At 38.0% G+C, this 11,250-nt stretch carries 11 protein-coding genes; all 11 read left to right on the top strand.

Annotation, left to right across the window (positions count from 1 at the left end):
* Positions 1 to 368: type VI secretion system tube protein TssD (gene tssD, locus ACFSR6_RS17670; RefSeq protein ID WP_379081279.1), on the top strand; the 368-nt coding region annotated here is incomplete at its 5' end.
* A 350-nt stretch (positions 369 to 718) separates the two neighbouring features.
* A complete protein-coding gene (locus tag ACFSR6_RS17665; protein WP_379081277.1) occupies positions 719 to 2,581 on the top strand; it encodes a type VI secretion system Vgr family protein in 1,863 nt (620 codons plus the stop codon).
* A gap of 3 nt (positions 2,582 to 2,584) precedes the next feature.
* Positions 2,585 to 2,761 carry a hypothetical protein gene (locus ACFSR6_RS17660; protein ID WP_183766255.1) on the top strand — a complete coding sequence of 59 codons (177 nt, stop codon included), beginning with the start codon at positions 2,585 to 2,587 and terminating at the stop codon, positions 2,759 to 2,761.
* A gap of 2 nt (positions 2,762 to 2,763) precedes the next feature.
* On the top strand, positions 2,764 to 3,738 hold the full coding sequence (locus tag ACFSR6_RS17655; RefSeq protein ID WP_379081274.1) for a hypothetical protein: 975 nt from the start codon (positions 2,764 to 2,766) through the stop codon (positions 3,736 to 3,738).
* 2 nt (positions 3,739 to 3,740) lie between these two features.
* Positions 3,741 to 4,664 (top strand): hypothetical protein, encoded by a 924-nt coding sequence (locus tag ACFSR6_RS17650; protein ID WP_379081272.1) that lies wholly within the window; start codon positions 3,741 to 3,743, stop codon positions 4,662 to 4,664.
* A 91-nt stretch (positions 4,665 to 4,755) separates the two neighbouring features.
* Entirely contained in the window at positions 4,756 to 5,709 is a 954-nt protein-coding gene (locus ACFSR6_RS17645) for a hypothetical protein (protein ID WP_379081269.1), read from the top strand.
* Between the two features lie 7 nt (positions 5,710 to 5,716).
* Complete coding sequence (locus ACFSR6_RS17640; RefSeq protein WP_379081267.1) at positions 5,717 to 6,196, top strand: DUF4280 domain-containing protein; 480 nt, start codon at positions 5,717 to 5,719, stop codon at positions 6,194 to 6,196.
* 3 nt (positions 6,197 to 6,199) lie between these two features.
* Positions 6,200 to 8,797 (top strand): OmpA family protein, encoded by a 2,598-nt coding sequence (locus ACFSR6_RS17635; protein ID WP_379081265.1) that lies wholly within the window; start codon positions 6,200 to 6,202, stop codon positions 8,795 to 8,797.
* 4 nt (positions 8,798 to 8,801) lie between these two features.
* On the top strand, positions 8,802 to 9,482 hold the full coding sequence (locus ACFSR6_RS17630; protein ID WP_379081263.1) for a hypothetical protein: 681 nt from the start codon (positions 8,802 to 8,804) through the stop codon (positions 9,480 to 9,482).
* Between the two features lie 11 nt (positions 9,483 to 9,493).
* Entirely contained in the window at positions 9,494 to 10,276 is a 783-nt protein-coding gene (locus ACFSR6_RS17625) for a hypothetical protein (RefSeq protein ID WP_379081261.1), read from the top strand.
* Between the two features lie 176 nt (positions 10,277 to 10,452).
* Positions 10,453 to 10,842 carry a hypothetical protein gene (locus tag ACFSR6_RS17620; RefSeq protein WP_379081259.1) on the top strand — a complete coding sequence of 130 codons (390 nt, stop codon included), beginning with the start codon at positions 10,453 to 10,455 and terminating at the stop codon, positions 10,840 to 10,842.
* The last annotated feature ends 408 nt before the right edge of the window (positions 10,843 to 11,250 follow it).

Genomic DNA, 11,250 nt, shown 5'->3' with positions numbered 1-11,250 from the left:
GATCAAAAGAATTTGATGTACTACAGTGCAGCTTTTCATTAAATAGAGATGTTGACGCAAAAGGCCGTCCATCATCAGGAGTTTATGGTGGTACCATCCACATCGAAATCGAATCGACCGAAGATACATCGGTAATCGAATCAATGGTTAATAACCAATACAAACCGCTTTCAGGTAACATCGTTTTCAAAAAAGGCGAAGAAGACGCAAAGATGAAAGAGCTTTCTTTCGAAGATGGCTATATCATCCAATACAATGAGGGTATTGCGGTAAACGACAATACACCGATGACTTTAAGTTTCGTAGTATCGGCCCGTAAACTAAAACTGGGCAATGCAGAACACGAAAATGATTGGCCAAAAGCTTAATCATTATTAACGTATAATAATTATGGCGCCCTGATTTTTCAGGGCGCTTTTTAATCCGTTGATATTTTATTCCCTTAACATCTACCTATTTTCTAAAATTATGATTCTTATAGTGCCTTGATCTGTTTTCAAGGCACTAAATCATAAGTTAATGCTCAATTATGTCTAATCGCCTCCAATATATTGCAGTAAAAAAAAATTACTATTCTGGTAAGGCGTTTAATCCGGCGTCCGCATACATTACTTATCTGGACATGAATAATAGCGAAGGTGGCTTCATTTTTAATGGCCTGGCGCGTTATTTTTCCCAGAATTGGGTTTAGGTTTAGTTGTGATCAAGATAAATCAATATGGAAAAGAAACTCATTGCAGAAATCAATATAGAGGACAAGGAAATTACGCATTTTGCTTCCTTCAGCCTCCAACAGGCTTTTAACGAACACCACTATTTCGAACTCCGCTTTAACCACGATCGGATGGGTGCGCCCGGACTGATCAGTTTAGACGATAGCCGCGATTTTGTAGGAAAAACCTTAACCGCTTCTTTTGGTCATTCACCAAATGGAATGCAGAATTTTGTAGGATTGGTTTCGAAAGTGGAGCTGTCTCAAAGTCATGGTTATCATGGTGTTATAATCGTTAGCGGATATAGTCCTACCATTTTAATCGACCGCGGTCCTGATCTGGGTTCTTACCTTGATAAAGACCTGAATGAGATTGTAAAACTGGCAACCAAAGATACCCCGGCAAATGATTTAAAAGTTGTTGCCAATGCTGCAAGAACCAGTACCATCGATTATATTATTCAATACCGGGAAAGCGATTTCGCTTTTTTAAACCGCCTTTCGGCCGAATACCATGAATGGCTTTTTTACGACGGTAAGCAGCTTAATTTCGGTAAACCCAATACACAAAAGGAAATCTCGCTGTTTTATGGCAGGGATGTGCAGGAAATGCAGTATGCAATGGAAATTGCGCCGATAAAAAATAAACGCTTCTCCTACAATCCGAAGCAGAACGAAATGCTGCTGAGCGAGAGTACAGGTAAAGTAGATGGCACACCTGATTTATCTCATGCTATAAAAGCTTCTAACCTTACTTTCAGCAAAACCTTTAATCAACCGTCTTTAATCAGGGTTGATAATAACAACGATATTAAAAACCTGGTCGAAAACGAAGAGAAAGCCAATACCAGTGAGCTTTTAAAAGTAACGGCCAGGGGGGATAATGCAGGCTTAAGCATAGGCAGCATTGCAGAAATTACGATGAGCCTGCGTAAGGAACTTGCTTTTACCACCGAAAGTTTAGGCAAATTTCTGATTACCAGCATTACCCATCACATCGATGAAAATGGTAAATACCACAATACTTTTGAAGGGAAAATAGCCACAACTGAGCGTATCCTGGTTAAGAATTTTGAAAAGCCACAGCCCGATATGCAACTGGCCGATGTGATCGATAACAACGATCCACAAGGCCAGGGCCGTATTAAAGTTAGGTTTAAATGGGAATGTTTAACCAACGATGTAACCGAATGGCTACGTGTGGTTACACCTAGTGCAGGAGTTGGCGACAGGGGCAATAACCGCGGTTATTTTGCCATCCCAGAAATCGAAGACCAGGTAATGATCGCTTTCGAAGAAGGGAACATTGCAAGGCCGGTAGTAATAGGAAGCGTATACCACAGTTCGAGCGTAGATAGCAGTCCGCTTATTCAGAATCACCTTAAAAGTATCATCACCAGAAGTGGCCACCTGATCGAATTTGACGATAACCAGGAAACACAGGGTATTAAGATTACCGATATCCACAGCAACATTATCCATATTGATACGAAAGGTAATAACATTACCATTACCGCTTTGGAAAACATGACTTTGAACTGTAAGAACATGCAGATCAATGTACAAGAGAATATGGATGTGAGTGTGGGGCAAGATCAGAGTACAAGCGTCGGAAATAATCAAAGCACTTCTGTTAACAACGATATTTCAACTGTTGCAGGAAGTAATTATTCATTAAGCGCTACCGGGGAAATTCGTGAAAACTCAGATAACCGCACAGAATTTGTAGCCAAAGATTTTGTCAGACAGGCAGAAATATCTAATGAACTGGCCGGTGAAATTACTTTATTCAGCCAGAAAGAAAACATGACATTGCAAAGTGGTAAGACCGTTGAGGTTAACAGCGCGGAGAAATCAAAACTGTTTTAAGTCATGGCGATTAAAAAACAATGCACAAATATGCGGATCACCGTAAAAGCAGATTATAATCTTTTGGTCGGAAATTGCTTTAAAAAAATGGCCGACCGGATAAATGTTGAAGCAAAAAGTAAAAACCTTTTTCTGGTGAGCAATAAAAAAGTAGTAAGTGAAGGTGGTAAATCAAGTTAATTATGGCAAACGTCACATTTGGAAACTATACCCCACAGGAAGATCCTAAAGACACCTTGCAATATGTTTATTATACACGTGAGGGAGAATATCTTGGTGGCATTGTTGGGAGTGCTAAAATCTTCGTAACAACCAAAGAAAAGTATGACCAGGCTGCGGCCGCAAAAAATTGGGAATCTTTGAACGATGATGCAAATCTGGTTAAATACGATGGAAAAGCCCTCAGCCATTCAGATTTCAGGTACATTGCTTACATTGTCAGTCATGAATCAGGTAATGCTGATATAAAAGAACTCAGGTGTGTAGCCTTTACCAGTCGTAACAGGGCGGTTTCTACAAAAAAAACATGGCGTTCGCTACTTGCTTCAGGGTATTCCTCTGTACCAAATAAGAAGGAACTGCCGGATAAAAACGATGAAAAATCAAAACTGGCGAGGTATGCGGTATTGGATGTTTGTTTCGGGGTAAAAGATATTACAGATGGTGCCGAATTTTGGGATGGAACAGATTTTCTTGCGTGGGGCAATTCTGAAACAAACCCATACAATAAATTAGGTCAAAATAAATTTGATGAATACAAATTTGTAGAAATTCCGAAAGCTATTTACGATGATTTTGTTGCCGCAAATGGTACTTCTGCCAGATACAAAGATAAAGGTAACCATGATGCCAATACAGACCAGGGCACACATGAACATTTGAAAAAGAAGATTAAAAAACCAGTACTTGGCCCGGATGGCAAGCAGGTAAAAGGTGCCGATGGAAAGCCACAATTTAAGGAAGTTGAATTGCCTGATAGAATTAAATACGCTGTCCCATCAGCTGATTTTCAAGACCAGCAGTATTGGACAAGCGGCAATTTTTATTACGAGACCAGCGTAAAAACTACAAATGGTATTTCTGCAACAATTACTGCCGGAAAAAGTATTTTCTGGAAAATAACCCCAAACCGTTTAACGGCTGCAACAACAAAATAATTATGAATAAGCTGTTATTAGTATTTATACTCCATTTGATGGTCGTTTTTTCGGTAACTGCGCAACAATTACAGAAAAAAGCGAATTCCTATAATGGAGTTTTATTAACCCGATTTTCGGAAAGTAAAACTAAACAGGGCAATGAAAGAGATACCTGTAAAATCTTGTACCTGCAAAACAGTGCAAAAGACAGTCTATTGGTATACAAAATTGCAGAAGGTGTAATTTCTGAAGCCACTGCTTATAGTTTAACAGGAAGCGGCAAAGGCCTTAATTTAAATGCTAAGTCGGTATTAAATGATTCAGAAACGGCAGATGGGTGGCAAATTACATTTTCAGATGCTGAGCATTTAATGCGGGTTAACCAGGATCATTATGTGCTTTATCCTAAATTTTATGCATCTGTTAAACAAGAAATAAATACCAAACATTCAATTATTGGGTTATTTGATCTTTTAGAAGATTATCTGGAGGATTATTCCATTAGTGATATTTATCCAGTGTTATTATCCGAAAATCGTATAAGATGGAATAAGACTATTCAGAAAGCGAAAATTATAACTCAAAGGAGCCAGTCAGACTTAAAAGACACCTGGGATGCCAAATATGCGTATAACAGTCTGAACAAACTAAAGTCAGTTAAAGCAAGTTCAGCAGAGGAAGTCCACTTTAGTAAAAAAATGAGTTATGTCAACTCCAGCACAATTAAAATGGATATTTATCGAAATACGGAAGATCGTCAGATTGTGTCCAGGCAGGTTTTCTATTCTCCTTTAAAAATTAATCAGCTAAAAATAATAGATCAGGTTGAAGAAACTGGCCAGAATAAAGAAACAATGCTAATTACAACAATTAATAAGAAAAATATCGGAAAAGTAAAATCCTTGCTCCTCTCTCAGGCAGAGGTAAAGCAGCTGATAAAGTGATTTAAATGAATATAAACTACGTATAAGGTAGTTAGGATGGGTATATAGCTAATTGAGAGCTTAAATCCGCTCAGATGATAACGTTGATAAAATGGACATTTCAAATAAAACGATATATTATTCGGGAGTAAATGCACTTCGCTTGGAATGGCCGGCAGAATTGTCGGTAAAATACGGTGTTCTGATCACCTTTAACGAAGGTGAAGAAAATAGCAACGAGGTAAAATACGAAGTAAAAGTGACCAGGTTAAAACCGGGTACAGAAGGGCAGCCATTATTTCAGATTGATCGGGTTAGTGATGTATTTGTTAATGAAATGCTTCCTGATCTGGTTGCCGACCGTTTAGCCTATGCGCTGGGGAAAGTATTTTATCCGCTTGTAATTACGGTAGATCAAAATGGTGGTTTTCAAACTGTCTACAACCATCAGGAAATATTAAAAAGATGGCCAACGGTTAAAAAAAGGGTTCTCGATAATTTTGAAGGCAGTCTGGTTGAAAATTATATAGAAAGAATGGAAAAACAACTTGCAAATCCTGACAGTATACAGCTTGCATTTTTGAACGATTGGTTTATCCAGACTTTTTTTAAACCCCTTTATAAAGAATATGGGCAAAACCGTACTGCCGGATCCATATTTAAATTTCCGTTAGTAAAAGATTTCAACGTTGAAGGTTATATAACCGAAGAAAAACTAAGCGGACAGACCAATAGTTTTGGCGCTATAGAGTTATTGCACAATGGCGTAATTAAGCCTTTGGAAGATGATTTGTATATCGCAAATAGAGCTACAGGCAATTATGAAGGTTATTACCTTTTACATCCAAAATACAGAAGGATCATTTCGGTGGTTTCTGATTTTAGTTATGACGCGCCGGTAGTATCAAAAGCAAAGGTGAAAATTACGGTTATCCCGGAGGATGGATTGGAATTTGATCACGATTTTGAATTGGATACTAATATTAAAGGTATGCCGGTAACAGAAATGGTGGTGATTGACGGACAAAGATCAAGAAAAGGATTTTGGGACCGTTTATTAAAATAACTAGAACATGGCAGAGAAACATATTGTAGTTCAGGGGGCACAGTGTGTGTGCAAATTTGGATCGGCGCCAGATAAACTCAAGGTGCTTACACATACCAAAGAGTATGCGAACGATAAAGACGGAAGCCAGAAATCGATCGCAACAACAAAAGATATCGGCGCAACTTTCGAAAAGAACATGTTCGGATCATGCTCCAAAATGAACAATAAACCCTGCAATGCAGTGGTTACAAAATGGTCAGGCTTTTATGAAGAAACCGTATTGACCAATGGAGGGAAGATCCTGCTTGAAGATAGTAAGGCCACCTGCCCTGTAGGCGGTTCTGATTGCATCGAGATCATCCAGCACGGGCAAAAGGCGGAGGCTTCAAAGCAAAACTTTGATAACGCAGATAAAAATGTACAATCACAGCTCAACCCCATGTCAGAATCTTTAGATGAATCTGCAGGTAATTCTGAAGGCGTTGAGGCAAATGTTAAAGCATAAGCTATGGCAAAGGGAATTAAGAAAATTGTTTGGACCGGTGAAGGTACCGTATATAATGCTTCTAAAGGATCTATACCAGGTCAGTTAGCGGTTGTTGCCCCAAGTCAGGATGTTTGGTTTAAAATTGGGGAATGGGAAGCAGGAACAACAGAGCAGGATAAAAGTAAGAATATAAAATGGGCAATTTTTAACCCAAAAGGTATTATTGATTTTCAGAAAACGATCCCAAGCAATTTTAAATATGGATTTAAAATTCCCAGAAAACTTTGCGGGCCTTATTTATGGTATATGGAAGCAAGCTGGAGCGGGAACTTCGATGGCAAATCTGGGCTGAAGATCAGGGGTGAATCGCCGGCAAGGATTGTAGACAGCAAATGGTCGCAAAATGAAGGTGGCCCCGATGTAAGGAAAACTTATCAGTTTTCCTATGGTGAACTGATCTGGCTGAGATTAACCACCGAAGGTTTGAATGGCTACAATAATGTAGAAGTCCGTGTATTCAGAAAATTGCGGAGCATGATGGGACTGTGGCCAAAAGACGATGAAGTAACCCGTAAAATTTATAGGGTGGATGTAATTGATGGCGAAATCAACTTAAAAATTCCCAATACCTATGCCTGGTATCAATCGATGAAAGACAGGGAAGATGTTGAAGAATTTTATGTACGCGTAGTACACCCGGTAACAGGTAAATATATTGAAGATACAGGGGGTAAAGGCGATACTGCCCATGCCCGTTTTTTGAGGATAAAAGACAAGGTGAAATCGCAGGTAATGGAGGCGCCTCAAAACAGAACACCGGTAACCATTTATCAACCTGATAAGAATGAGGCCAGGTTTGAACTTTGCAAGTTTGAGCAGATCAATATTACCGAGGAGGGGGGCAAACCCGAACTGATTTTCGATAATGGAAAAGGCGTAAAAAACATCAGCGATAAGCGAGAGAAAATAGTTGAATCCATCCTTTTCAAATTCGACAGCACTGAACTATTGCCAGAGAGTTTAAAACAGCTGAATAATATACTGCAATTCCTGTTAGAGCACAGGCACAGTATCATACAACTTGATGGTTTTGCCTGTGTAATTGGTAAACAGAACCACAACAACATATTATCAGAGAACAGGGCAAAAACGGTCAGGGAGTTCTTTATCAAGGGGAAGCTGGATCCTAACCGCATAAAGGCCGTTGGTCATGGTGAGGTAAATCCTACCGATGATAAAATGGGACGCGACAATATCAAATATAAAAATGAATACGACTATGTGAATAACAGGCGGGTAGATATTGTATTTGAATATTACGGGCATAATGCCGAAACTATCATTTACGAAACAATTGCGGGTAATAAGCCCAAAAAAATTACGGTTGAACCTATAAATTTCGATACCAGAGCCTGTTTCGAGCGTAAAAAGCATAACAAAACCATCAAGTTGATTAACATTGATGTAAATGCCGAAAATGAGGGTAAAATTACGGTACCAGCAGTATCTACAATGAGTAAGTTTAATGCTGTGCCGTTAAATTACTTATGGCCCAGGCGTAATGGCATAATGAATAATTACCAGGTTCACATTCATACTTGTCGATATTTTTCAGTTCCAAATAACCCTACACTTGCCATTCATGTTTACTCCGACATCAAATGGACAGTAGAATTCAAATGGTCGCACACACAACCCTTTGCTTATTCTTATGGCAATAAATTATATGGTTACGAATTAAAAAATGCTCAAAATAAAGCTCTTGGCGCGGTAATAGATGCAGAATGGTCTAAAAAGTACGGCGAAATGTCTCAAAAGTTTGAGCTTTCTTTAACCGGGGAATGGACCGCAGCAAATGGTAGCAAACAAAAAGTAGAGTTTGGCAAAGAATGGGCTGAGCGTATAGCTAAAACCCTCCGTATTTTTAATAAAATCAAACAGCTGGCCGATGATGTAGTTCAATCGCCGGTGGCAAAAGGTAAATGGAGTTTTGAGGTAAAACCACCTGTTATTGCTTTTTCGGCACAATGGTATCTCCAAAAAACCAATGGAAGGGTTGGCGAAATAGTAGAGATCGGCGCTGATACCAAACCACTTGTTGAGGCCAATACATTTATTGATTTGTTCAAGATTTTTGTGGAGTATGGTGGAAATGCCATTTGTCCTGGTGCAGGAACGGTAATTAACTGGGTACTGGAAAAACTAGAAAAAAATGTCAAGATTACATTTTTAGTAACTTTTGGTGGAGCAATAAATGTTAGCGGCAGAACTAAAATAAATGTCCTTTTCCCGAAAGAAACCACTGGAAACGTTAAGATGACTGGTGAAATAAAAATTTCGGTAGAGTTTAAGGCATTGGCCAAGGCTGGTACAGCAAATATGGGTGTGGAGGGGGTGTTAACAGCAGATGTTAAAACAAGCGTAACAGGAGGTATTGAGGTAGGTGCCGATAAAAATGGAATCTATGCTAGCCCAATCGCATCATTCGCCGGTATTAAGGCTAAATTTGTGGCAGCTACCACCGTAAAATTCGGTTTCATTAAAAGAACCTTCAGCTACGAAGGTGAGTCAATTATAGTAAAACCAGATGAAATAAAATTCGAAAAACATTATATTTAATACTATGAAAATAAAATTATTGTCATTCGCTTTGTTACTTGTGATGTTGGCAACTGCTTGTAAAAAGGAGGTTATAGATATTGCGCAGTTAACCTTTAATAAACCATTGGATATTGATTTAAATGATTATGCTTCACGGGTCGAAAACCAAAATGGACACATCGAAGTTTCGGATGGCGGTTTTAAAACAGTTGATAAGGGCGAGAAAGTTGTCAAATATTCTTTCGACGAAAAAGAAAGTGCCAACCTTAAATTTGCAGGTGCAGCGATTAATCCATCATTTGGTGCAGTAATTACCACTTATAACAACTTGTTATCGTTTGCTACATTTACTGTTAACGCAGAGCAGACTGCTGGTAGCATACAGTATCTCAAGAAAACATTCGGAAAACCCGATAGTGCAATCGTAAACAACATTGTGGCTGAAGCACTGAGTGATAAAACAAAGGCGATACTTAAAGAGAACTTTCCCGAATATTATAAGGAGTACAAGAACGATTTTAACAGTGTTGTTGTTGATTACCCACAGGTAACTTCATGGGTGAAAAATGATGTCCTATACCGGCTGACACTTGATCCGGTAAACAATAGTTTAAACTTTAAACTTGATATCATTACTAAAAAAGCATTTGAAGATGCCGTAATTGTGGGTTATCATAAAAATATCGACAATCCTTTTAAATAATCAAGGCAGAAATGATGAAAGAACCCTATTACTTAGTAGACTTTAATGTCTCCCTTGCAAATTTTGATATCCTGATCAATGATGTCCTGGCCTTTTCGTATGACAGCGGAGGCAGCATTTATTCGAATTATCCTATTAACCATTTTATACTAAACAGCGGTGCACAACAGGTTAAAGTAAGGTTCAAGCCCTTGGCAAATGCTCAAACGATACACCAGGAAGCCGAAGCTGTTATTAAAATACAATACCTTGATGCTTCAATAATGGATCAGGAACAGCTTAAAACGGTATATGAATATAAAATGCCACAGGCCGAAGCAGGTAAATTACCAATGTTAGAATCAATCGGCGAATTTAAGGCAGAGGTACCCTACCAATTATTAGGCTGGACTGATGCTGGTATTATCGATGTTGAAAATGAAGCTGCTATTGAACGGGTACACAACTATTACCATCGGATATACAACCTTTTTAAAGATGAGGATGTAAATGCGCTTGCACCGCTCTTAAAAAAAAGATATGAAGAAACAGATACATCTATGTATCTGGCAGAGGATAATATTTCCGGGCTAAATAATATTTTCAAAATGCTTGATAATGAAGGGTATGTAATGCAAGATTTCCCCGAAGCACCCAGATTAGAGTTTTATGCAAAAAATAGGGTGGTGAACTTAGTCAGGGAGGATAGATCGCCGATAATTTCTTATCTCAAAAAAGGAGCAGGTGAAGAATTTGGCTTCCCTTTTTATATACACTCGCCCAAAAGCAAAAATTCGTTTGAAATTATCCGATAGGCCGCCAAATATTAAAACTATAAATTATAGCTGCTGAGAGAAATGATCGCCGTATTATGGATAAATCATATATATAAAACTCACAAAAAATGACGGCTTTATTCAAAAAAGGGAGGAGAATGGGCCAGTCGTAGCATTAAGTCCGGAGAAAATCCAGAATATAAAAAGAAATAATTATGAAAAATATTTCTATGCTATTGATTAAATTTTTGACTGTTCTTTTATTAGCTACCACAATCGTCACACTATATTTTGTGTACAGCTTTGGTGCCCTTGCTGATGAAATTACTTTTGCAGCTGTATTGCAGACCATAAAACAATTTGGATTGGTTATCAGCATTCCAACTACTATTTTGTTTGTTATTGCCGATTTTTTAATAAAAAAAATACAAGAGACCTGGGTATTGTACATTGTACGGTGTATGGTTTTTTTCGGTATCCTTTCGTTAATAAGTTTGGTGCTCTCTTTTTATTTGACTTCAAATGCCTTGTTGAATAATCCTTTTGTGAGATTGTATAATACAAATCCGGTAAAATGGACATTTCAAATAAACGACATATTATGATCTGATAGTGTATAGGAAACTTTTGGTTTGTCCATTTATTTTATCTTCATGCCATTGTAGAGAAGAACCACAAACTGTCCTAAAGTACTACAATATTCCTAAGGGTGGTCTGTAATTTAAATTAGACATTTGGTGTTTTTGAAAAAAATACATTTTTTTCTTTTGTAGAAATCTGCATTTACATCACTTTTGACTGTGTTTTTTGGGAATAGACTGGTTGTTATTCTTTTAAAATGAGCTACATACACAATAATTGGCTTAATTATTGGTTTATATATAATGTAGCGGAGGCTACAAAATTTCAAATTTTTAACCTTTAAATTTTAAAACTATGGCTTTCAAAGCTAGATTAAACTTTTCAGGCAAGGAGTACGATGTGCTTCATTGTGCCTATGCGTTAAACCGTGA

Source organism: Pedobacter vanadiisoli (assembly GCF_042684385.1).
Classification (GTDB): domain Bacteria; phylum Bacteroidota; class Bacteroidia; order Sphingobacteriales; family Sphingobacteriaceae; genus Pedobacter; species Pedobacter vanadiisoli.
The sequence above is the reverse complement of the archived record's forward strand: the minus strand, read 5'-3'. Positions and strand labels throughout refer to the sequence as shown.